Below are 23,164 nucleotides of genomic sequence, written 5' to 3' on the forward strand. Positions count from 1 at the left end.
CCTTATTGTCGTCATTCAGGCAAAACGGGAACATCCGAGTGTCGTAAATTATCAATTAAAAACCAACGTACTGAACACAGACATACGGCCTGTTCAGGCCGTCTGAAAACCGGCAAACTCCTTCAGAAAATTATCCAGCATTTCATGCCCGTGTTCGGTCAGCAGCGCTTCGGGATGGAACTGCACGCCTTCGATTGCGAATTCTTTATGGCACACGCCCATGATTTCGCCGTCGTCCGTCCAAGCGGTGATTTCCAGACAATCCGGCAAAGTGTCCCTGTCGATGACAAGGCTGTGGTAGCGCGTACAGGTTACAGGATTGGGCAAACCTGAAAACATGCCTTTATCAAGGTGGCGTACCGGCGAAACTTTCCCGTGCATCAGGGTTTTGGCACGTACAACGTTGCCGCCGAACGCTTCGCCGATGGTCTGATGCCCCAGGCAAATGCCCATAATCGGCACTTTACCTGCAAAATGCCGCATGGCGGCTACGGAAATCCCTGCTTCTTTCGGCGAGCAGGGACCGGGGCCGATAACGAGATATTCGGGATTCAGTGCTGAGATTTCTTCCAACGTAACGGCATCATTGCAGCGGACTTCGACGGTTTGGCCCAGTTCGGCAAAATACTGCACGATGTTGTAGGTAAAACTGTCGTAGTTGTCTATCATTAAAAGCATCGGTATTCTCTTGTCTCCCCGGCTGTTTTCAGACGGCGCCGCATTCCGAAAATGCCGTTGGGGTACATTGTAAACGGCTCGTGCCGATATGTCATATTTTATTGTATCCCCGCTGCCGCAGCCAGATTTTCGGGATCGTTGATGAATGCCCACATTGCTTCGTCGGTATCAAAAAATCCTTTCCGCACAATATAATACAGTTCTCTTTTGACCTTCGCATCCGCACGCCGCACCACCACGCGCATATTGCAGCAATGTGCGGCCATGGCCAAGATTTTCGCAGCGAATACGGGCTGGTGCAGACGCGGCAAAACCGAAGGATGGCGGCCGAGATATTCATTGATTTTGCGGCTGCTGCCCTCAAAATCGGTGTGCAGCGGGTCGATAAACACGATGGTAAAAGGCATTCTGCCCAAATGGTCTTCCATAAATACGGTGGCAAAACAGGATACAGACCGAAATATAACAGCTAAACAGGCCGTCTGAAAACCTTACGGTTAAAGATTTCAGACGGCCTTTGCCCCTTATGCCCGAATCAGGGCATAAAAATACCGTTCGGCACAGGATACCGAACCTGCTTGGCATTTGTACCGTATAATGCCATCTTTATCTTTAACCACGACAGCAAAAGGACACATCATGCGTTGGCAGGGACGGGAAGAAAGTTCCAATATCGAAGACCGCCGCGGACAAGGCGGCGGACGCGGCGGGAAAACGCCCGGCATCATCGGCATCATCGTATTGCTGGTGGGCGCTTATTACGGCGTGGATTTATCGGGCATCGTCGGCACTCCGGGTTTAAGCGGCGCGCCCCAACAGCAGACCGCCCAATTGGACAACCAGCTTGAAGCCGATTTACGCAAAATTTCCGGCGTTACCCTGAAAAGCACGGAAAACGCATGGAAAGCCTATTTCGCCAAACACGGCAGCCAATACAAGCCTACTACGATGGTGCTCTACCGCGGCGGCACGCGTACGGCCTGCGGCACGGGGCAATCCGCGATGGGGCCGTTTTACTGCCCTGCCGACCAAAAAGTCTATATCGACTTATCGTTTTACGACGATATGCGCAAAAAGCTCGGTGCACAGGGTGATGCCGCGTTTGCCTACGTAATCGCCCACGAAGTCGGCCACCATGTGCAGAACCTGCTCGGCATTCTGCCCAAAGTCAATCAGGCGCAACAGGCCGTGGGACAAACCCAGGCCAACGCCCATTCGGTCAAACTCGAATTGCAGGCCGACTGCTTCGCAGGCATTTGGGCAAACTACGCCCAGCAGGAAAACCTTTTGGAAACAGACGATTTGGAAGAGGCCATTGCCGCAGCGGAATCCGTGGGCGACGACCGCCTGCAACACCGCCACCAAGGCCATGTCGTCCCCGACAGCTTTACCCACGGCTCGTCTGCCGACCGTATGGCATGGTTCCAGCGCGGCTTCAAAGGCGGCGACATCAACCAGTGCAACACATTCGGCTCGTAAACCGTTTTTTCAGACGGCCTGTGCCGGTATCGGGCAGTTTCAGTTTGCCGATATTGTGCCGCTGCCGTTTATAAAGTTGAAGGCCGTCTGAAACCCGATTTCAGACGGCCTTTCGTATGTGTTACAATTTTCTCCGAAACTTTACCCGAAACAAAGGAAAAACCATGTCAGCAACCATCGCACGCGATATTTTCAAAGCCTACGACATCCGTGGCATCGTCGGCAAAACGCTCACCAACGAAGCGGCCTACCTTATCGGCCGTGCCATCGCTGCCAAAGCGGCAGAGAAAAACATCGGCAAAATCGCCATCGGCCGCGACGGTCGTTTGAGCGGCCCCGACCTGATGGCCGCCTTACAGAAAGGCTTTACCGACAGCGGCATCGACGTACTCAACGTCGGCATGGTGGCCACGCCGATTCTGTATTTCGCCGCCATCCGCGAATGCAGCGGCAGCGGCGTGATGATTACCGGCAGCCACAATCCGCCCGACTACAACGGCTTCAAAATGATGCTCGGCGGCGATACGCTCGCAGGAGAAGCCATTCAGGAACTTCTGGCCATGATTGAAAACGGCGGCTTCGTTTCAGACGGCCGTACCGGCAGCGTAACCGAAAAAGACGTTGCCGAAGAATACATCAGCCACATCGTCGGCCACATCAAACTCAAACGCCCGATGAAAATCGCAGCCGATGCCGGCAACGGCGTAGGCGGTGCGTTTGCCGGAAAACTCTACCGCGCACTGGGCTGCGAAGTAACCGAGCTGTTCTGCGATGTGGACGGCAACTTCCCCAACCACCATCCCGATCCCGCCAAACCGAAAAACCTGCAAGACCTGATTGCCGAACTGAAAAGCGGCGATGCCGAAATCGGCCTGGCGTTCGACGGCGATGCCGACCGCTTGGGCGTGGTTACCAAAGACGGCAACATCATCTATCCCGACCGCCAGTTGATGCTTTACGCCGAAGACGTATTAAGCCGCAACCCGGGCGCAAAAATCATTTTCGACGTCAAGTCCACCCGCCTGCTCGCCCCGTGGATTAAAGCACGCGGCGGCGAACCGGTGATGGAAAAAACCGGCCACAGTTTCATCAAATCGTCGATGAAGAAAAACGGCGCGCTGCTGGCAGGCGAAATGAGCGGCCACACCTTCTTCAAGGAACGCTGGTTCGGCTTCGACGACGGCCTTTACACGGGCTGCCGCCTGCTGGAAATCCTGTCCGCCCATGACGATCCGTCCGCCGTATTGAACGCGCTGCCGCAAAACATTTCCACGCCCGAACTCAACATTGCCCTGCCCGAAGGCATGAGCGGCCACAAAGTGATTGAAGAATTCGCCAAAACCGCCGAATTCGACGGTGCAGTCGAAACCATCACCATCGACGGCCTGCGCGTGGAATACCCCGACGGCTTCGGCCTGATGCGTGCTTCAAATACCACGCCGATTCTGGTTTTGCGCTTCGAAGCAGACAACGATGCCGCCATCGAACGCATCCAAAACCAGTTTAAAGCCGTGATTGAAAGCAATCCCGCGCTGAAATGGGAACTGGAAGCGCATTAAGCGGTGTACCGGTTTGAAACCGTATCAGGCCGTCTGAAAATCCATTTTCAGACGGCCTTCTTCCAATCGAAATAATCCTTAAAGCAGTTTGGATTAAAGCGTAAAACTACAGCATAAACGATACGGCAAATACAGCTTCTGGCTGCATACAGCCGTTCCCCAATACCGCTGCACCACCGCAGGCCGTCTGAATTCCTTGTTCTGCACCTTAACCTTGTATAATAACGCCCCCTGCTTGAAAGCCATCGCAGACATCATGACCACTCCCGACCAATCCTCCCCGCACGACGAATTCAAACGCGGCATCAAAGAATGCGCCCCCATGCTGGTGGGCATGCTGCCGTGGGCGCTGATTTTAGGCGTTCAGGGCGGGCAAAAAGGCATGAGCTGGCTGGAAATGCTGCTGATGACGGCCATGAATTTTGCCGGCGGTTCCGAATTCGCGGCGGTCAACCTGTGGCAAAACCCGCTGCCCGTGGCCTTAATCGCTGCCGTAACCTTCATGATCAACTCGCGCCATATTCTGATGGGCGCAGCCTTGGCTCCCTATCTGAACGGCCTTCCGCTGAAAAAAGTTCTGCCCGCACTGTTTTTCATGACTGACGAAAGCTGGGCAATGGGGCTGGCCGATGCGCAAAAACGCAAGGCATTGGGTTTGCCCGCATTCAGCCTGCCTTATTATGCGGGCAACTGCATGGTGATCTATATCGTTTGGATCTCGTTTGCCGCTGTCGGCGCAGCAGTCGGGCCGATGTTCGGCGATGTGGCCGCATGGGGTTTCGGGATGGCATTTCCCGCCGTATTTCTGGTTTTGCTGCGCGGCATGTGGAAAGGCTTTGCGGCCGCGCGCCCGTGGTTGGTCAGCTTGGCGGTTGCCGTAACGGTTTATCTGACGGCTGACGGCGCATGGTATGTACCTGCCGGCGCGCTTTCCGGTCTTGCCGCCGCTTATTGGTGGGGGAAACCGAAATGATTTCGTGGGAATCGTTCCAAGTATTTGCCGTGATGCTCGCCGTTACCTATTCCACACGGCTTGCCGGTTATTTCGCGCTGCGCAACCGCAGTTTCAGTCCCCGCACCGCCGCCGTGATGGAAGCCGCACCAGGCTGCGTACTGATTTCGGTGATTGCCCCCTATTTCGCATCCGACAAACCGCACGAACTCATCGCCATCTTTCTGACCCTTGCCGCCGCCACACGCTGTTCCATGCTGGTAACCGTCTTGGTCGGCGTGGCATCATCAGGAATACTCGGCTATTTGATGCGGTAAAGTTTAAAGGCAGCAAACAGGCCGTCTGAAAATACACCGTGATAAAAAAACAGCTTATTCCACCGACGCTGATTTCAAAATAGAAAGCCCTTTTCAGGGCTTTTTGATTTGGCTGTGTTTGGATATTGTGTACACAGTCTTTTAAAACTTCTCTTAATAAAACGGTATGGCCGTCTGAAAACCTGCGTAGGTACGGTTAGCGCCTTTTGCGCGTAACCGTACGCAAGAGCGCAAGGGTTCCGGCCTACGGCAAGGAGGCCGTCTGAAAACAGTTAGCCTTCCGTACGGTTACGCCGCTTGGTGCGGCTAACCGTACCTACTCGATATATTTGAACCGAACGGAATCCTTCAGTCTCCCGTCAGATGCCGTCTGAAAACCCAAGCGGCATCCGAATCATCTGTTGAATCACACAGGGCTGGTACAGTTTATTTGCTGCTGCCATATTCTGCATTGATCAACAGATGATTCGGATGCCGCTTGGGTTTTCAGACGGCCTGTGTACCGGCAAAACAAAACGCCGCATTGCTGCGGCGTTTCTTTCATGACTTCGGTTATTTGGAAGCGGCTTGCAGCGCCAAATCGACACGCTCGCGCAATTCCTTGCCCGGTTTGAAGTGCGGGACATACTTTTCGGGTACTTCCACACGTTCGCCGGTTTTCGGGTTGCGGCCGATACGGGCCGGACGGTGGTTGAGGTCGAAACTGCCGAAACCGCGGATTTCAATCCTTTGGCCGCGCGCCAGCGAACGGGTCATGGTATCCACCAAAACCTTTACGCTGTATTCCACGTCTTTGGCCATCAGCTGGGTTCCGTTCCGTTCGGCAAACACTTCGGCCAGACGAACCATCAATTCAGACTTAGTCATGTCTGCAAACCTCTTATTCTTGGTCGCCCGACAGTTTGGCTTTCAGCAGGTCGCCCAAGCTGGTGGTACCGGCGCTGGCGGTAGCGGCCGCGTTGACAGAGTTGAGGGCATCGCGGTTGTCTTTGGCGTCTTTCGCTTTGACCGACAGCTTGATGCTGCGGTTTTTGCGGTCAACGGTTGCCACAACGGCTTCGACTTCCTCGCCTTCTTTCAGAACGTTACGCAGGTCTTCCACGCGCTCGCTCGACCATTCGGAAGCAGGCAGGTAGCCTTCCACTTCGTCAGACAGGGCGATGACCGCACCTTTGGCATCAACGGTTTTGGCAGTGCCTTTAACCAAAGAGCCTTTGTCGTTCACGCTGATGAAGTTGCCGAAAGGATCGCCTTCGAGCTGTTTGATGCCCAAAGAGATGCGTTCTTTTTCGACATCGATGGCCAATACGACGGCTTCGACTTCTTCGCCTTTTTTGTATTTGCGTACGGCTTCCTCACCGGCTTCGGTCCAAGACAGGTCGGACAAGTGAACCAAACCGTCGATACCACCGGGCAGGCCGACGAATACGCCGAAATCGGTGATGGACTTAACCGCGCCGGAGATTTTGTCGCCTTTGTTGTGGTTGGCTTCGAATTCTTCCCACGGATTGGCCTGGCACTGCTTCATGCCCAAGCTGATGCGGCGGCGGTCTTCGTCGATTTCCAGAATCATCACTTCCACTTCGTCGCCCAGTTGTACGACTTTGCTGGGGTGGACGTTTTTGTTGGTCCAGTCCATTTCGGAAACGTGTACCAAACCTTCGATACCCTGTTCGATTTCAACGAACGCACCGTAGTCGGTCAGGTTGGAAACCTTGCCGAAAATGCGGGTTCCTTGCGGATAACGGCGGGTCAGGCCGCTCCACGGATCTTCGCCCAACTGTTTCATACCCAGAGAAACGCGCTGTTTGTCTTGGTCGAATTTCAATACCTTGGCTTCGACTTCCTGACCCACTTCCAGCACTTCGCTCGGGTGTTTCACGCGGCGCCATGCCAGATCGGTGATGTGCAGCAGGCCGTCGATGCCGCCCAAGTCGACGAATGCACCGTAATCGGTGATGTTTTTAACGATACCTTTAACCACAGTGCCTTCCTGCAGGTTTTCCAGCAGGGCTTTGCGCTCTTCGCCCAAAGTGGCTTCCAGAACGGCACGGCGCGACACCACCACGTTGTTGCGTTTCTTGTCGAGCTTGATGACTTTGAACTCGACTTCTTTGCCTTCAAAGTGCGAAGTGTCTTTGACGGGGCGCACGTCCACCAGCGAACCGGGCAGGAATGCGCGGATGCTGTTGATCATTACGGTCAGGCCGCCTTTGACTTTGCCGTTGATGACGCCGGACAGGATGTCGCCGTTTTCCATGGCTTCTTCCAAGGCAATCCAGTCGGCGGCACGTTTGGCTTTTTCACGCGACAGTTTGGTTTCGCCGAAACCGTTTTCGACGGATTCGATGGTTACGGTAACGAAATCACCGATTTTTACTTCAATCTCGCCCTGGGCGTTTTTGAATTCGCTTACGTCAATCAGGGATTCGGATTTCAGGCCGGCATTTACGGTAACGAAGTTTTGGTCGATGCCGACCACCTCGGCGGTAATCACTTCACCGGGGTTCATTTCCTGAAGGGTAAAGCTTTCTTCCAGCAGTTGGGCAAAATTTTCCATAGTCATAAATAACTCTTTTCGGTGCACCGCCAAGGGGCGCGGGGTTGGTTTGAAAACAGCCTGCCGCCCCTGGCGCGGCAGACCGGTAAAACTGCAGACGTATTTTCAGACGGCCTTTTGATAAAGCGTAAGGCCGTCTGAAAAACTGGCGGGATTATACTGCAAAATCAGATTTCCGCATACCAATCAAGCACTTTTTTTACAGATTCTTCTATGCCCATATCGGAAGTATCCAGCAGCAAGGCATCGGGAAGCTGCACCAGCGGTGCAACCGCACGGCGGCGGTCGGCTTCGTCGCGGGCTTCGATGTCCGACAGGATGCGGTCGAATGCAACGCCTTCGCACGGCAGGCCGAGCTGTCTGGCGCGGCGTTCGGCACGGATTTTCGCGCTGGCCGTCAGAAAAATTTTCAGCTCCGCGTCGGGAAACACCACCGACCCCATGTCGCGCCCGTCGCCCACCAAACCTTTTGCGGTCAGGAAATCGCGCTGGCGTTGCAGCAGCGCGGCGCGCACTGCGGGGAACTGAGCCACTTCCGACGCGCCCATGCCGATGCTTTCCGTCCGGATGGCTTCGCTTACATTTTCACCGTCGAGCAGAATCAGGCCGTCTGAAAACACCGCCGGCAGTTTCTGCGCCAATGCCGCCACCGCGTATTCGTCGTTCCACGCCGCGCCCTGTTTTTGCGCATACAGCGCGGTTAAACGGTAAAGCGCGCCCGAATCGAGATAATCGAAGCCGAGCGCGGCGGCCACGCGCGAAGCAACCGTGCCTTTGCCCGACGCGCTCGGCCCGTCGATGGCGATGACTTTCTGTTTGGTATGGGTCATGATGGTTCTTTAATGAAAAACAGTCGGAAAATGCGGAACAGAATTTCAGACGGCCTGTTGCGGCACAGGCCGTCTGAAAACGTCCGCCGTTGCTGCGGATTGTAAAGCAGCCGCAGGGAAACCGCTACGTTTATCCTAAAGATAAAACGGAACCGAACCGGCCGGATTTTTAAGCCGTGCCGTATCCGGCCTGCCATATCCGACCAATGCCTCTTCCATGCGACAGGGAATCCGTCTCCGGCATGAGCCATTGTTCCATCAATGTTCTTCTCTATTTTGCCGCTACTTTCCTGCACGGCAATAACGGCGCCGTGCCATGTTTCGAAATCTGCCTGCCATCCGGTTGCCGCCGCAGCAAAGCGGCAATCAGAGTGGGTATTGCCATCCATCTTCCGGGCCGTCTGAAAACGGTTTTCAGACGGCCTGACATACCGAATGTAAAAATTCCACCCTGCCCTGGTGCGGCGTACGGAATCCGCCTGAAATCAGAGTATAATCCGCCCCGTTTGTTTAAACTCCCTAACGGAACTTAACCATGCAACAACTCAAATTGGCGGTTTCGGGCGCACAGATTCTGTTCGTCGCTTTCGGCGCGATGGTGCTCGTGCCGCTGTTGACCGGACTCAACCCCGCGATGGCGCTGCTCGGCGCAGGCATCGGCACTTTGCTGTTCCAACTGCTCACCAAACAGAAAGTGCCGATTTTTCTCGGCTCTTCGTTTGCATTTATCGCACCGATTATCTACTCCGTGGCCGAATGGGGGTTGCCTGCAACCATGTTCGGCCTGTTTGCGGCGGGCTTCATGTATTTCGTCTTCGCAGCTCTCGTGCGCTGGCGCGGTTTGGCCGCGGTCAACCGCCTGTTGCCGCCCGTGGTGATCGGCCCCGTGATTATGGTCATCGGCCTATCGGTGGCCGCAGCCGCCAGCAGCATGGCGATGGGGCAGGCCGACGGCAAACAGGTGGTCGATTATTCGCTGTCGCTGCTGCTGGCCGGGTTCAGCTTCGCCGTCACCGTGGTGGTAACCGTGTTCGGCAGCAAAATGATGAAGCTCATCCCGATTTTAATCGGCGTGGCCGCAGGCTATGTTTTGGCATTGGCGTTGGGCGTGGTGAACGTTCAGCCGATTATCGATGCGCCTTGGTTTAAAGTACCCGATTTCGTCACCCCCGAAGTCAACTGGCAGGCCGCGCTGTTTATGCTGCCCGTCGCCATCGCCCCGGCCATCGAACACATCGGCGGCATCATGGCCATCGGCAAAGTGACCGGCGAAGACTACACCAAAGACCCCGGCCTGCACAAAACGCTGGCGGGCGACGGCTTGGGCGTGTGCGTGGCCGGCTTGATCGGCGGCCCGCCCGTTACCACTTACGGCGAAGTAACCGGCGCGGTGATGATTACCAAAAACAGCAATCCGAAAATCATGACTTGGGCGGCCGTATTCGCCATCTGCATGGCGTTTTTCGGCAAATTCAACGCCCTGCTCGCCTCGATTCCCCTGCCCGTGATGGGCGGCATCATGATTCTGCTGTTCGGCACCATCGCCTCGCTCGGCCTGAAAACCCTGATTGATGCGAAAGTGGATTTGATGCAGCCGAAAAATCTGGTGATTGTCAGCTCCGTGCTGACCACGGGCTTGGGCGGCATGATTATCAAAGCGGGCAGCATCAGCTTCGCCGGTGTGGGTTTGTGCGCGATTCTGGCGATTCTGCTCAACTGGCTGCTGCCCGATGCCAAACCGGAAAACTGATTCGCGTACAGTTTGAAATGAAAGGCCGTCTGAAAAACGTTTTTCAGACGGCCTTTGACGTGATACCACCAAATTCAGCAATTTCAATAGGCGGTTTTGATGCACAGCCGTCTGAAAACGGCTGAATCAGCTACCGCCTGCGGAAATTGTCCAATCGCGTTTCAACACACAGCCGTCTGAAAACGGCTGTTTCCGGTCATCCATATTGTTGTCAATAACCGCAGTTTCAACACACAGCCGTCTGAAAACGGCTGGTCCCCGTGGTTGTCCCCACAGGCGGCGAGACTGGTTTCAACACACAGCCGTCTGAAAACGGCTGACAAATACTGGCCGGTAACCAAAGGCTACTGGCCGTTTCAACACACAGCCGTCTGAAAACGGCTGAGCCTTCTCCGAAAACCTTGCCGCATCAGGCTTCCGCCACCGAGTTTCGCCAAGCATTCACGAAAAAGGCCGAGCCTAGTATAGCACGGCTTTCTCTTTGCTCTTTTCCATCACAACCATTTGTTTTTTCAAGAAAGTTATTTACCGCCAACCCCGCTCCTTTTTTCTGTGTACAACCGTTTGGCGGACTATGGCGCATCAAAATCCCCCAGACTGCCCGCAAAACCTGTGGCGATAAGGAACAAATCCGCATACGGTTCCGCCGTCCGTCTGCAAGTTAAAGGCCGTCTGAAAACATTTTTCAGACGGCCTTTGTTTATGCACGAATAAAACACGGCTTATTCGATGTTCTGAACCTGTTCGCGCATTTGTTCGATTAACACTTTCAGTTCGACCGAAGCCTGTGTGCATTCGGCGGCGATGGCTTTGCTGCCGAGCGTGTTGGCTTCGCGGTTGAGTTCCTGCATCAGGAAATCGAGACGCTTGCCCGCACCGCCCTTGCCTTCGGTAACGGTGCGGCGCACTTCGGCGATGTGGGTACGCAGGCGGCTGAATTCTTCGTCAACGTCGGATTTTTGCAGGAACAGGGCAAGCTCCTGCTGCAAACGGTCGTTGTCGATGTTGCCGACGGCTTCCTGCAGGCGGGTTTTCAGTTTGTCTGTATAGGCGGCAATCAGCGCAGGAAACAGCTCTTCCAATGCGGCAATGATTTCTTCCATCAAATCAAGACGCTGGATCAGGTGCTGGGCGAGTTTTTTCCCTTCGCGCAGGCGCGAGGCGGAAAATTCTTTCAGAGCCGCCGTCAGCAAACCGGCCACCGCCGTGCCGAGGGCTTCGGCATCGGTGCTGTTTGCGGCCAGCACGCCGGGGAAATTGAGGATGTCGGCCACCGTCAGCTTACCCAAACCGCCGTGCGCTTTGCGGATGTCTTTCGACAGCGCGGCAAGTTTTCCGACCAACTCTTGGTTAACGGTTAAAGCGGCGCCGTTCTGAACGTCCTGCAACTGGATGCGGCATTCGATTTTGCCGCGCTGGGCAGCTGCGGCGATTTGTTCGCGCAGCGTGCCTTCCAAATGGCGCAGGTCTTCGGGCATACGGAACTGCAAGTCGAGATAGCGGTGGTTGACGGAGCGGATTTCGAGATTGACGCGTTTGCCCGCAGCTTCGCCGGAAGCGTTGGCATAACCGGTCATGCTGTGAATGCTGCCCGCAGCGGCTTTGGCCGCAGGTTTGGAAACAGATTTGGCAACGGCTTTGGCCGCGGTTTTTTCAGACGGCGTTGCGGCGGGTTTTGCCGCTGCCTTGGCCGGTGCGGTTTTTGCGGGGGTTTTACGGGCGGCGGCTTTGGCCGGTGATTTTTCTACGGTTTGCGTTTCGGCTGTTTTCGCAGGGGCTTTGCGTGCGGTCATCGATTTAGCTCCGTTCTGGTTGCGGGTGGAAGTAGCCCGAAATATAACACATTTACGCGTGATATAATCCGCCGCACCATCATTGCAAGGACAAACCATGACCGACTACGCCCGCAGCGGCCGCGCCGCCGACGAGATGCGCGCCGTAACCATCACGCCCCGTTTCCTGCCCCATGCCGACGGTTCGGCGCTGATTGAATTCGGCAACACAAAAGTCATCTGCACCGCCAGCATCGACGAAGCCGTGCCGCCTTTTCTGCGCGGCAAAGGCGAAGGCTGGGTAACGGCGGAATACGGCATGCTGCCTGCCTCCACCGCTGGCCGTATGCGCCGCGAAGCCGCCGCGGGCAAACAGTCCGGCCGCACGCAGGAAATCCAACGCTTAATCGGCCGTTCGCTGCGCGCCGTGGTCGATATGGAAAAACTGGGCGAACGCCAGATTCTGATTGACTGCGACGTGATTCAGGCCGACGGCGGCACGCGCACGGCTTCGATTACCGGCGCATTCGTCGCCCTGCAAATCGCCGTCAACAAGCTGCTTTCAGACGGCCTGATTGCGGAAAACCCCGTCCGCGAAGCCGTGGCCGCCGTATCCGCAGGCGTGGTCGGCGGCGTGCCGCTGCTGGATTTGGATTATCCCGAAGACTCGGGCTGCGACAGCGATGTCAACATTGTCATGACCGCATCGGGCAAAATCATCGAAATCCAAGGCACGGCTGAAGGCGCGCCGTTTACCACCAACGAATTGGGCAAACTGATTGCGCTGGCGCAGAAAGGCATATCGGAACTGACCGCCCTGCAGCGGCAGGCACTGGAAACCTGAAACATCAAGCCGTCGGAGGAGTGGCCGTTCCCGTAACACCATCCGAAAAACCGGTTACCGACTCCGCCGACGCCATCGGTTTTCCGTCATGCGGATGATTGGATTTTCATCCGCTTCGGACATCACAGGAACATCTCCGTCTGCCATGCACATACAACTGAAAGGCCGTCTGAAAAATGTTTTTCAGACGGCCTTAGCTTATTTCTTCACCACAAAATAGATGCCTGTCAGCGTCATCGCAATGCCGATGATTTTGTTCCAAGAAAACGACTCCTGAAACAGTATCAGGCTCAGGGGCACAAGTAACAGCGCGGCCGCGCCGTTGACCACCACACCAGACCATTGTGCCGAACCGCCGCTCTGATAAGCCAGCAGAAAACCGAGTTCGATACACAAAATGCCTGCGGCCACCAGCCACAGCCGCCAATCCGCAGCCAACGTGCCTACGGATGAAAAATCGGTTTTGCCGAAAAACGGCATAGCCGCCAAACACAACGCCAGCGCACTGACGTAGTAAAGACTGAGCAGCAGCATCGGATTGGCAGAAACGTCGTGTAGGGATTTTTGGCCGACGTGGTACAGGCTGCTGCCGACGGCGGCAAGCAGCAGGAAAAAAAGCGTGGATTTCATCATTATCGGAATTTCAGACGGCCTTTATTAGGCAAATCGGTTCTAAATACGGCCTGCCGTATCGGGTCGTATTGCAGCGTTTATCTGCCATAAAGCCGAAGGTTTCGGCCTGACGAAAGCCTGGCGGCTGTGCCGTCAGGCTTTCGGTTCGGGCAATCCCTGCAATCGAGGCCGACCGTATCGGAGTTGGAACAGGGTCAGTTTTTTCTTTTCGCCGCAGGGTTAACCGCATGCAGCCTGGCTCCGAGACGTCGCACGGTTTGTCTGATGACTTGGCTTTTTCCGCCGCGTTCCAGCCCTTTTTTCCACACTTCCTGCGCCTGCTGTTTTTCGCCGAGCTGCCACAAAACTTCGCCGTAATGCGCGGCCACCTCGGGATCGGGATACTGTTCGAACGCAAATTGGAGATAGGGGCGGGCTGCCTGCACATCGCCTTTCAGGTAATACGCCCAGCCGAGACTGTCGTTGATGGCGGGAGAATCAGGTTCGATTTGATGGGCCGCCTGAATCAGGGTCAAGGCTTCGTCGACATGCTTTTTATCCATAGTCAGCAACGTATAGCCGAGCGCGTTCATGCCAGTGGCGCTGTTGGGGTTGAGCTGAAGATAGCGGCGCAAGTCGGATACGGCTTTTGCTGGCTGGTTCAGCCCGTCGGCGTAAATCATGGCACGGTGGTAGAGAATGTCGGACAACTGTTCTGTCGAACCGCGCTGTTTTTCGACTTTGGCGGACAGTTTGTTTAATTCGGACAGCGCTTCTTTCGGGCGGTTGCTTCTGGACAGCGCATAAATCTGGATGCGCTGCAAATCGCCGCTGTTGAAAAAACGCCCTTGCTGCACAGGCAGTTTCTGCCCTTTTTGCGCCTCTTTCAGCGCGGCTGCATAGTTGCCGCGGTCGGCATAAAGGGAAGCACTCAATACGGCTTTGTCAAACGCATAATCGGAAGCACTCACGCGGTCAAGCCATTTTTGGGCGGATTGGTAGTTTTTGTCGTCGGCATAACGCATGGTGGCGATGATGGCGGCACGGCTCTTCTGTTCGCGCGTACCTGCGTTATAGGCTTTTTCCACATAATTGCCGAACACGGAAATATCGTCTTTGCGGATACCCGCCAGCAGCGCGGCCTGCATGTAGAGATCGGCGCTGGGATTTTCCGACAGCATCTGCTGCAGGCGACTGTAAGCCTTACCGTAGTCTTTGGCGGTAATCAGGCTGCTGATTTCCAACTCCTGCCAAATCGGCGACAGGTTTTTCGTATCGGTTTTTTCAAAAAAACGGCTGATGATTTTGGGATTGCGGTGCGCAATCAGGCGCAGGGTCAGCTCGGTGGGCGGCAGAAGCTCGGAATCGAGTTTTGCCAAACGCTGCAAGGCTTCGACAGCGTGTTTTTCATGGTTGCCGTGCGCGCTGAAAATTGCGTCGGCAATCGCCGCCTCGGGCATATCGGGGTATTTTTTGGCAGCCTTGTGCACTTGGCTTGCGATTTTCTCACTCAAACCGGGCTGGCGCACCGATGCCTGCGCCAACAGCAGAAACAGCCGCCGCGCCTGGGTTTCGTCGGCATTGTTCAATACGCCGTCGAAATTTTTCAGCGTATATTCGGTATCGCCCGACAGCAGGCTGCGCACCCAAGCCATGCGTTTTTGCGCTTCGCCCGGCACAGGCTCTATCTGCTGCCACTTGCGGTAAATCATATCCGCATGTTCAAAGGCATTGAGCGAAACGGCCATTTCCAGCGCACGTTCGGCGATGTCGGGATTTTTCTGCCGGTCGAGCATCACCATATAAGTGGCCAGAGCCGTACCCGCATCCCCCTTTTGCAGGGCGGTTTCGCCGCCCAACAGGGTAAATACCGTGTTCGCGCGTTCCACGATTCTTTTGCGTCGCTTTTCTTCGGAAAGGCGGCTGTCCTGCTCCAAACGGTTGGTCGGAATAATACGCCGGTATTCCTTTGCAGACGGCATTTTCAATTTGGTTTCCGGCACTTCTCCGGCAGAGTGGGCATAGCCTGCACATGCCATACAAAACGCCAACAGCGGAGCGGCGAAGCGTTTACGGGCAAAAAACATACAGAATCCTTAATATCATAATGGGGGAACACGCGGTTTTCAGACGGCCTGAACCCTGCATTCCAATCAAATCTTTACTGTGCGGAAAAACGGCATCCGTCGAAACAGGCATCCGTCCACCGGACGGCATGGTTTCCCGTTCGGGTTTACTGCGCCCGTCCGCCAGAGCCGGAAAACGGTGGACAGTTTTCCGAAGAACCGATACTTTATCACAAGCACGCGCATTTGTTGATTTGCCGCCCCGCAACATCGGCGGTGTTTTCCGTTTTTTTCAGACGGCCTGTAACGGCCAAAACGCCGGAACAACCAAACGGTACCGACATGCCGCAGTTCCCGTTCCGCCGCAGGCCGTCTGAAAACCGTTCCGCAACATCATGAACACCGACCGACTCGTCCTTTTCCTGCAACAGGCCGCTGCCATTCCGCTCGAGAGCGAAACGCAACGGCTGAACATGTTTGAACATTCGGCATCGAAAGAAGCCGCCGTTCTGATCGGCATCGTCGCCAAGCAAAGCGGCTGGCACATCCTGCTGACCCGCCGCGCCGACAACCTGCGCCACCACAGCGGACAAATCTCGTTTGCCGGCGGACGCATGGATGTTTCCGACGACACGCCCGAAACCTGCGCCCTACGCGAAACATACGAAGAAACCGGTATTCCCGCCGAAGCATGGCAAACCTTCCCCGCCCTGCCCTGTCTGGCCACTCCGTCGGGATACCGCGTCCACCCCGTTCCCGCGCTTTGCCGCCACAATCCTCCCGTTTTCCCCAATCCCGACGAAGTTGCGGAAATCATTTACCTGCCGCTGGATGACGCACTCGACCTTGCCCGCTACACAAGCCGCACCGCCGTCCATCGCGGCCAAACCCTGCACACGCCGCAACTGCCCTATCTGAACCACGACATCTGGGGATTGACCGCCCTGATTCTGAAAGGATTGGCCGAACGCCTGCAACGGTGGCAGCAGGCCGTCTGAACGTTGTGCCGAACACTTTTTCAGACGGCCTGCCCGTATCCTGACAACTTCGTGCCGTCTGAAAAACAGTTAACCCTCCTGATTGCCGCCATCCCGTACCGCATATGGTTTGTAACGGGTGGTTCGGCCTCTTTCAGATATGCCGTATTTGGGTAGTATTGATAACTCATACACGATTGACTAGGTTGGCCGAAAGCTTTCAGATATGCCGTATTTGGGTAGTGTTGATAACACAGCGGCAAGATGGTTTTTTTCCCACTTCCTTCATTCGCGCGCAGGCGGAAACCCATGCTTGAAATCCGACATCCTTTTTTTAAACAATCACTTGAAAAGATAAAAAATGGATTCCCGCCTGCGTAGGAATAACGGAAACCAAGTATCAACACAATATCCAAACACAGCCTTCGGATATCCAACTGCCTTATCCGACTTATCCGATATAGCCGCTCCTTTACAGACGGAATACGCATTTCTCCACTGCCATCCCGTGCCCACATCTGCCGCCTTGATAAAAATCACGCCCCTTCAATCAAAAAAACCGCTTGCCGAATCAACCAAACCATCAACCGCCGATACGGAAATCCTGTACAGAAAACAGGCCGTCTGAAAAAATGTTTTTCAGACGGCCTCATAACGTTTGCAACACGTTAACCTTAAACGACGCGGAATACTTGCCGCTTACTTGGCTTTACTCCGTTTTTTGCGCTTGGCTTCGGTTTTCGCAGCTTCCTTTACCTTAATCTTCACGCCTTTTGCCTTGCGTTTGCCTTTGTCTGCCTTGGCTTTGCCTGCGGATTTTCCGTTGCCGTTTTCAGACGGCCTGCCCGCTTTTTTGCCCGGTACGGCGGCTTGCACAGCTTTGCCCTGTTGGGCGGCCGCTGTTTTTGCCGTGCTTTTCCGGCTGCGTTTTTTACCGGCCTCTCCGCCGCTCACCAACGTCAAATCGATGCGGCTGGTATCCAAATCCGCACGCGCCACACGCACGGTAACACGGCCGCCCATACTGAAGCGCACGCCGCTGCGTTCGCCTTCGATCGCCATGATTTCGGGGCGGTAGTTGAAGTAGTCTTCGCCCAAATCGCTGATGTGGACAAGCCCGTCGATGTGGATGTCGTCAAGGGTAACGAAGATGCCGAAACTGGTCATGCCGGAAATGCGGCCGCCGAACACTTCGCCGACTTTGTCGCGCATATAGTAGGTTTTCAGCCAGCTTTCGACATCCCGGCTGGCATCATCGGCACGGCGTTCGCAAAACGAGGTGTGCACGCCGAGCTCCTGCCATGATTTTTCGGGCACATATGTTTTACCCTGCAAAACAGCCTTAATCGCACGATGGACGGTCAGGTCGGGATAGCGTCGGATGGGCGACGTAAAATGCGCATAAGCGGAATAAGCCAGCCCGAAATGGCCTTCGCAGGCGGGTTCGTACACGGCCTGCTGCATGGAACGCAGCATCATCACTTGCAGCATCTCCGCGTCGGGACGGCCTTTGAACTGTTCGGCCAGCGCAGCGTAGTCTTTCGGCGTAGGTTTGTCGCCGCCGCCCAACGTCAGGCCGAGCAGGGCGAGCTGTTCGCGCAAGGCGGCGAGTTTTTCGGGCGTAGGGCCGAGATGGTTGCGGAACAATGCCGGATGCTTGTGTTTCTGTAAAAATTCCGCCGCGCACACGTTGGCGGCAAGCATACATTCTTCGATGAGTTTGTGCGCGTCGTTGCGGACAACGGGAACGATGCGTTCGATTTTGCCGTTACCGTCGAACACCATCTGCGTTTCCACGCTTTCAAATTCCACCGCACCGCGCTGCTGCCGCTTGGCCTGCAGGATTTTGAACAGTTTGTAGAGCGTTTCGATTTGGGTTTTATGCGGATAATCGCCGCCCTGCTCGAGCCAGTCCCAAACCTGGTTGTAGGTCAACCGCGCATGTGAACGCATCACGGCGGGATAGAAGCTGTATGCTTTCACATTGCCCGCATAAGTTACCGTCATGTCGCACACCATGCACAAACGCTCGACATCGGGATTGAGCGAACAGATGCCGTTGGACAGATTTTCCGGCAGCATCGGAATCACGCGGCGCGGAAAATACACGCTGGTGCTGCGTTCCAGCGCATCTTTGTCGATGGCATCTAGCGGTTGCACATAATGGCTCACATCGGCAATCGCCACCACCAAGCGGTAGTTTCGTCCGATTTTCTCGGCATAAACGGCATCGTCGAAATCGCGCGCAGTTTCGCCGTCTATCGTGATCAAAGGCAGACTGCGCAAATCAATGCGGTCTTTCAAATCGCTTTTGCGTACACGGTCGGGGATTTTTTTGGCGGCTTTTCCGCAGGCTTCGCTGAAACGGTGCGGCAGATGGTGTTTGCGTACGGCGATTTCGATTTCCATGCCGCTGTCGGCATAACCGCCCAACACTTCGACGATTTTCGCAACGGCCGGACGGTGGCCGTCGGGATAGCTGTCGATTTCGGCCACAACCACCTGGCCGTCTGAAGGCTTGAATTCGGCCACGCTGTCAGGTTCCAATACAATGTCCTGCAGGCGTTTGTCTTCGGCCTCGAGAATCGCTACGCCGCGGTCAAGATAAAAACGGCCCACCACCTGCGACTGCGCCCGTTCGACAATGTCCAGCACCTGCCCCTCACGCCTGCCGCGCCGGTCGATACCGGCAGGACGGACGGTAACAATATCGCCGTGCATCACCCCGCGCATCTGGCGTTCATACAAAACAAAATCGCCCTGCCCCGCAGACACCAGCGGCACGGCGAAACCGAAACCGTCTTTGTGCGCTTCCACGCGGCATTTTACCAGTTCCAGCTTTTGGGCCACACACACCGCACCACGGCGGTTGATCAGCACCTGCCCGTCCCGCTCCATCGCGCGGATACGGCGCACGAAAAATTCATATTCGTCTTCCGTAATCGACAGCATCTGCGCCAGTACGGCGGTTTTCAGCGGCACGCCTTCCCGCTCGAGAATTTCAATCATCCATTCGCGACTGGGCAACGGCTGATCGTAACGCTGTTTTTCCCGATTTAAAAAAGGGTCTTTCTCTCTCAAATTTAACTGTTTAGTGTTTTTTTTCATTTTGGCTGTTGACAATCTTTCACTTAAATATATAATTCTGACTTCTTTGCGGCTGCAGTCGCACTGTATCGCAAAACACCGAATAAAGCAAAGCCCAGATGGCGGAATTGGTAGACGCGCCAGCTTCAGGTGCTGGTATCCTCACGGGTGTGGAAGTTCGAGTCTTCTTCTGGGCACCACAGCTCTGTTTCATTCGGATAAAGATAATTGCCCAGGTGGCGGAATTGGTAGACGCGCCAGCTTCAGGTGCTGGTATCCTCACGGGTGTGGAAGTTCGAGTCTTCTCCTGGGCACCAGAATACCGGTAACAAACCGGTTTTCCGTTTTTTAACGGTTAAGGATTTTTTCAGATGGCCTTATGGTTTATAATGCCGTCTGAAAGCTAAAGTTTTTAGAGGGGTGGATGAGTGGTTTAAGTCGCACGCCTGGAAAGTGTGTATACGTTAATAGCGTATCGAGGGTTCGAATCCCTTCCCCTCTGCCACAACATTAAAATCCCTTGATAATTCAAGGGATTTTTTATTTATCAAATCAGCCACTCAAATAAGGCCGTCTGAAAACTTTTTCAGACGGCCTTATTTTAAAAACAAGATTACGCTGCAACGCCCTCTAACGGATTAGTTTGCACAGCAATATAAATTTTTCCCTGCCGCCGCCCTGTCCAACTGGGAAGCCGTGCTTCTCGGAGAAAAATTGGTTCAGATAATACGGCGGTTAATATGCGGTTTTTTAACGTATCCAACATGGTTTCCCGATCTGACTAAACCGAATACCAACCGATGTATATCGAGACATATATGATTTTTAAAGCCTATTTTCCATACTCTTCCGGTTCTTCCTACTCCCGTTCATAACAGCGGCCCCATCAGTCTGACGGTGTTTTCCACCAATCCCCACCACTTCGCGCGCTGCTGCCATGCTTTCACGGTAATGTAGCTGCTGTCGGCCAAGTAGTTTTCCTGAAGTGCGCGGACTTCGGCGGTTACGGTTCTATCGTACACAGCCAAGCTGATTTCCAGATTCAGGAAAAAGCTGCGCATATCCATATTCACCGTACCGAACAACGTGTAGCCGTCATCAACAGTCATTGTTTTCGCATGCAGCAGGCCGCCTTTGAACAACGCGATTTTCACGCCTGCATCCAAGAGCATCGGGTAATAGGCCCGGCTGGCATAACGCACCATCAGCGAATCGACTTTTTCCGGCAGAATCAGAATGACTTCCACGCCACGTTTGGCAGCAGTGGTCAACGCGGTAAGCAGCGGTTCGTCGGGAACGAAATACGGCGTGGTTACGGTAATGCGCCGCTTGGCTTGATGCACGGCGCACAGGATGGTTTCGTAAATCACTCGGTCGCTCTGCTCGGGGGATGACGGAATCACCTGCGCAACCACACTGCCCTGCTGCATTTTTTCGGGCAGCATTTCGGGAATGCGCGCTTCGTTTTCGGTCAGATATTGGCGGATGCTTTGCAGGTTTTCATCGTTTTCGACTGCCAAATCCGCATAAAACACCGCGGCCATTTCCAACACCATCGGCCCTGTACAGCGCATCATCACATCCACCCATTCGCCGACACCCGCTCCCTGTTTGAAAAAGCGCGGGTCAACCAGATTGTAGCTGCCTGTATAACCGATTTTACCGTCCACAATCAACAATTTGCGGTGGTTCCGCAAATCGCTGCGGGTAAACAGCGTTCTGAGCGGCCCTACCGGTAGGGCGCTGTGGACTTCAACACCTGCTTCCTGCAACATTTCCGGCCAAATACTGCCGAAAAAAACGCTGCTGCCGACTGCGTCGGCCAATACCGCGCAATCCACGCCACGATCAGCGGCACGCAGCACGGCGTTCAGAATCTCTTCAATCCGCCCCTGCGGTTCGATGATGTAAAACGCCAGCAAACAGGAATGCTCCGCCGCATCAATATCTTGCAGCATGGTATCGATGATGCCGTCTGTGGTCGACAGCAGTTGCATGGCATTGCTGCGGGTTGCGCCCAAACCCGTGCTGCGGGAAGCCACCAGGCTCAGCCCGTGGTAACGCGGACTGATACCGCTTCCGGTATCGAGATAAATGCCGTCGAGATATTTCTCGGCAAACCCGCGGTAAAAGCGGTTCATTTCTTCCGACCGCTTCGCCCGCGCCATGCCCAGCCGGGGTTCGCCGACAAGCAGGTAGGCAACCGTGCCGAACAGCGGGAAAAGAAACAGGATAATCAGCCACGCAAAAGCCGTGCCGGTATTGTGCTGTTTATAGAGTACGCGCACCGCACAGGCCAGCGCCGCGGCGGTGTGTAGAAAAAGGAAAAGGCTGCCCCAAGAAAACTGCATCGTCATCGTAAGCCGTTGTTTTTCAGACGGCCTTATCTATTAAAATTCCCCCCTGCATTTACTTTATTTACAAATTCATAAATGCAAGAGATTTCCCAAGTTTCAACCGGCTTTCCGTATGCGCAGAAATGACGGAAGTTGGAGAAATCCATTGTGCCAACATGTCATCAACACAATCTCTAAATACAGCATGTTCAAACACATTCCAAACACAAAGGCCGTCTGAAAAACATTCAGACGGCCTTTGTCCTTATCACGGTCAACCGTGATACTGCCGCGACAATTCGTGTACCGCGTCCACCAGCACTTTGGCGTGTTCAGGGTCGGTATGCTGGTTGATGCCGTGTCCCAAGTTGAACACATGGCCGCTGCCGTGGCCGTAGGCTTCGAGAATTCGGGCGACTTCGGCGCGGATGCTGTCGGGCGTACCGAACAGGGCGAACGGGTCGAAATTGCCTTGCAGGGCGACTTTGCCGCCGACGCGTTCGCGGGCCTGGCCGATGTTGCACGTCCAGTCCAAGCCGAGCGCATCCGCGCCTGCTTCGGCCATCGCTTCGAGCCATTGGCCGCCGCCTTTGGTAAACATGATGACCGGCACGCGGCGGCCTTCGCTTTCGCGTTTGAGGCCGTCTGAAATCCGTTTCATGTAGCGCAGGCTGAATTCTTTGAACGCGGCATCGCTCAACACGCCGCCCCAAGTGTCGAAAATCTGCACGGCCTGCGCGCCGGCATCGATTTGGGCGTTAAGGTAGGCTGTAACGGCGCGGGCGTTTACGTCCAAAATTTTGTGCAGCAGGTCGGGGCGCGAATACATCATCGATTTGATGGTGCGGAACTCTTTACTGCCGCCGCCTTCCACCATATAGCAGGCCAGCGTGAACGGGCTGCCGGAAAAGCCGATGAGCGGCACACGGCCGTTCAGGGCCTTGCGGATGGACGTTACCGCGTCGAACACATATTGCAGCTTGGCCATATCGGGCACGGCGAGTTTGGCGATGTCGGCTTCGTGTTGCAGCGGACGCTCAAATTTTGGCCCTTCGCCTTCGGCAAAATACAGCCCCAAGCCCATTGCGTCGGGAACGGTGAGGATGTCGGAAAACAGAATCGCCGCGTCCAAATCGAAGCGTTCGAGCGGCTGTATCGTTACTTCGGTGGCCAACTCGGTGTTTTTGCAGAGTTCGAGAAAACTGCCCGCACGGGCTCGGGTGGCTTTGTATTCGGGCAGATAGCGGCCTGCTTGGCGCATCATCCAAATGGGGGTATATTCGACGGGCTGTTTCAACAGCGCGCGCAGGAAGGTGTCGTTTTTAAGTTCGGTCATGTGATGTGC

General features: G+C 54.9%; 19 protein-coding genes, 3 tRNA genes and 1 CRISPR repeat array. Of the genes, 10 read left to right on the plus strand and 12 right to left on the minus strand.

Annotated features, from left to right (window positions below; genetic code table 11):
• Nucleotides 1-93: 93 nt before the first annotated feature.
• Together ACEYDX_RS05870 and ACEYDX_RS05875 are read right to left on the minus strand one after the other, a co-directional pair.
• Nucleotides 94-678, minus strand: coding sequence for an aminodeoxychorismate/anthranilate synthase component II (locus ACEYDX_RS05870; protein ID WP_373741096.1), 585 nt, complete (start codon nucleotides 676-678; stop codon nucleotides 94-96).
• A 98-nt stretch (nucleotides 679-776) separates the two neighbouring features.
• Complete coding sequence (locus ACEYDX_RS05875; protein ID WP_373741097.1) at nucleotides 777-1,085, minus strand: hypothetical protein; 309 nt, start codon at nucleotides 1,083-1,085, stop codon at nucleotides 777-779.
• 232 nt (nucleotides 1,086-1,317) lie between these two features.
• On the opposite strand from ACEYDX_RS05875, the gene ACEYDX_RS05880 reads away from it, so the two are divergent.
• The 4 genes from ACEYDX_RS05880 to ACEYDX_RS05895 all read left to right on the plus strand — a co-directional run bounded on the left by ACEYDX_RS05880 (nucleotide 1,318) and on the right by ACEYDX_RS05895 (nucleotide 4,985).
• Nucleotides 1,318-2,157 (plus strand): neutral zinc metallopeptidase, encoded by an 840-nt coding sequence (locus tag ACEYDX_RS05880; protein WP_373741098.1) that lies wholly within the window; start codon nucleotides 1,318-1,320, stop codon nucleotides 2,155-2,157.
• A 164-nt stretch (nucleotides 2,158-2,321) separates the two neighbouring features.
• Nucleotides 2,322-3,716: a phosphomannomutase/phosphoglucomutase gene (locus ACEYDX_RS05885; RefSeq protein WP_373741099.1), complete on the plus strand. Its 1,395-nt coding sequence runs from the start codon at nucleotides 2,322-2,324 to the stop codon at nucleotides 3,714-3,716.
• Nucleotides 3,717-3,972: 256 nt separating this feature from the next.
• Complete coding sequence (locus ACEYDX_RS05890) at nucleotides 3,973-4,689, plus strand: AzlC family ABC transporter permease (RefSeq protein WP_373741120.1); 717 nt, start codon at nucleotides 3,973-3,975, stop codon at nucleotides 4,687-4,689.
• Entirely contained in the window at nucleotides 4,686-4,985 is a 300-nt protein-coding gene (locus ACEYDX_RS05895) for an AzlD family protein (RefSeq protein WP_373741100.1), read from the plus strand. The genes ACEYDX_RS05890 and ACEYDX_RS05895 overlap by 4 nt, the downstream gene beginning before the upstream one ends.
• A gap of 552 nt (nucleotides 4,986-5,537) precedes the next feature.
• On the opposite strand, the gene ACEYDX_RS05900 is transcribed toward ACEYDX_RS05895, so the two are convergent.
• From ACEYDX_RS05900 to cmk, 3 genes are all read right to left on the minus strand, one after another.
• Nucleotides 5,538-5,852, minus strand: coding sequence for an integration host factor subunit beta (locus tag ACEYDX_RS05900; RefSeq protein WP_373741101.1), 315 nt, complete (start codon nucleotides 5,850-5,852; stop codon nucleotides 5,538-5,540).
• A 13-nt stretch (nucleotides 5,853-5,865) separates the two neighbouring features.
• On the minus strand, nucleotides 5,866-7,551 hold the full coding sequence (rpsA, locus tag ACEYDX_RS05905; protein WP_373741102.1) for a 30S ribosomal protein S1: 1,686 nt from the start codon (nucleotides 7,549-7,551) through the stop codon (nucleotides 5,866-5,868).
• Nucleotides 7,552-7,712: 161 nt separating this feature from the next.
• On the minus strand, nucleotides 7,713-8,375 hold the full coding sequence (cmk, locus tag ACEYDX_RS05910; RefSeq protein WP_373741103.1) for a (d)CMP kinase: 663 nt from the start codon (nucleotides 8,373-8,375) through the stop codon (nucleotides 7,713-7,715).
• 535 nt (nucleotides 8,376-8,910) lie between these two features.
• Between cmk and ACEYDX_RS05915 the strand changes: the two genes are divergently transcribed.
• Complete coding sequence (locus tag ACEYDX_RS05915; RefSeq protein WP_373741104.1) at nucleotides 8,911-10,125, plus strand: uracil-xanthine permease family protein; 1,215 nt, start codon at nucleotides 8,911-8,913, stop codon at nucleotides 10,123-10,125.
• A gap of 93 nt (nucleotides 10,126-10,218) precedes the next feature.
• Nucleotides 10,219-10,509: direct repeats of the CRISPR family, unit length 31 nt; unit sequence GTTTCAACACACAGCCGTCTGAAAACGGCTG.
• A gap of 338 nt (nucleotides 10,510-10,847) precedes the next feature.
• Here the strand turns inward: ACEYDX_RS05915 and ACEYDX_RS05920 are convergent.
• Nucleotides 10,848-11,702, minus strand: coding sequence for a YicC/YloC family endoribonuclease (locus ACEYDX_RS05920; RefSeq protein ID WP_373741121.1), 855 nt, complete (start codon nucleotides 11,700-11,702; stop codon nucleotides 10,848-10,850).
• 313 nt (nucleotides 11,703-12,015) lie between these two features.
• Between ACEYDX_RS05920 and rph the strand changes: the two genes are divergently transcribed.
• A complete protein-coding gene (rph, locus tag ACEYDX_RS05925; RefSeq protein ID WP_373741105.1) occupies nucleotides 12,016-12,741 on the plus strand; it encodes a ribonuclease PH in 726 nt (241 codons plus the stop codon).
• Between the two features lie 198 nt (nucleotides 12,742-12,939).
• On the opposite strand, the gene ACEYDX_RS05930 is transcribed toward rph, so the two are convergent.
• Nucleotides 12,940-13,374: an EamA family transporter gene (locus tag ACEYDX_RS05930; RefSeq protein ID WP_373741106.1), complete on the minus strand. Its 435-nt coding sequence runs from the start codon at nucleotides 13,372-13,374 to the stop codon at nucleotides 12,940-12,942.
• Nucleotides 13,375-13,568: 194 nt separating this feature from the next.
• Nucleotides 13,569-15,440 (minus strand): hypothetical protein, encoded by a 1,872-nt coding sequence (locus ACEYDX_RS05935; protein ID WP_373741107.1) that lies wholly within the window; start codon nucleotides 15,438-15,440, stop codon nucleotides 13,569-13,571.
• 374 nt (nucleotides 15,441-15,814) lie between these two features.
• Here ACEYDX_RS05935 and ACEYDX_RS05940 point away from each other — a divergent pair, with 374 nt between their 5' ends.
• The gene (locus ACEYDX_RS05940) at nucleotides 15,815-16,417 is read left to right on the plus strand and encodes a CoA pyrophosphatase (RefSeq protein ID WP_373741108.1); all 603 of its coding nucleotides are present in this window, start codon (nucleotides 15,815-15,817) and stop codon (nucleotides 16,415-16,417) included.
• A gap of 20 nt (nucleotides 16,418-16,437) precedes the next feature.
• On the opposite strand, the gene ACEYDX_RS05945 is transcribed toward ACEYDX_RS05940, so the two are convergent.
• Nucleotides 16,438-16,812 (minus strand): hypothetical protein, encoded by a 375-nt coding sequence (locus ACEYDX_RS05945; RefSeq protein ID WP_373741109.1) that lies wholly within the window; start codon nucleotides 16,810-16,812, stop codon nucleotides 16,438-16,440.
• Nucleotides 16,813-17,095: 283 nt separating this feature from the next.
• Nucleotides 17,096-19,519 (minus strand): ribonuclease R, encoded by a 2,424-nt coding sequence (gene rnr / locus ACEYDX_RS05950; protein WP_373741110.1) that lies wholly within the window; start codon nucleotides 19,517-19,519, stop codon nucleotides 17,096-17,098.
• 77 nt (nucleotides 19,520-19,596) lie between these two features.
• On the opposite strand from rnr, the gene ACEYDX_RS05955 reads away from it, so the two are divergent.
• From ACEYDX_RS05955 to ACEYDX_RS05965, 3 genes are all read left to right on the plus strand, one after another.
• Nucleotides 19,597-19,683 (plus strand) — tRNA-Leu (locus ACEYDX_RS05955).
• A gap of 30 nt (nucleotides 19,684-19,713) precedes the next feature.
• A tRNA-Leu gene (locus ACEYDX_RS05960) sits at nucleotides 19,714-19,800 on the plus strand.
• A gap of 97 nt (nucleotides 19,801-19,897) precedes the next feature.
• A tRNA-Ser gene (locus tag ACEYDX_RS05965) sits at nucleotides 19,898-19,988 on the plus strand.
• Between the two features lie 364 nt (nucleotides 19,989-20,352).
• On the opposite strand, the gene cls is transcribed toward ACEYDX_RS05965, so the two are convergent.
• Entirely contained in the window at nucleotides 20,353-21,840 is a 1,488-nt protein-coding gene (cls, locus tag ACEYDX_RS05970) for a cardiolipin synthase (protein WP_373741111.1), read from the minus strand.
• 253 nt (nucleotides 21,841-22,093) lie between these two features.
• Nucleotides 22,094-23,155, minus strand: coding sequence for a uroporphyrinogen decarboxylase (hemE, locus tag ACEYDX_RS05975; protein WP_373741112.1), 1,062 nt, complete (start codon nucleotides 23,153-23,155; stop codon nucleotides 22,094-22,096).
• Nucleotides 23,156-23,164: the final 9 nt, after the last annotated feature.

It is taken from the genome of Neisseria sp. (assembly GCF_041804105.1).
GTDB lineage: Bacteria > Pseudomonadota > Gammaproteobacteria > Burkholderiales > Neisseriaceae > Neisseria.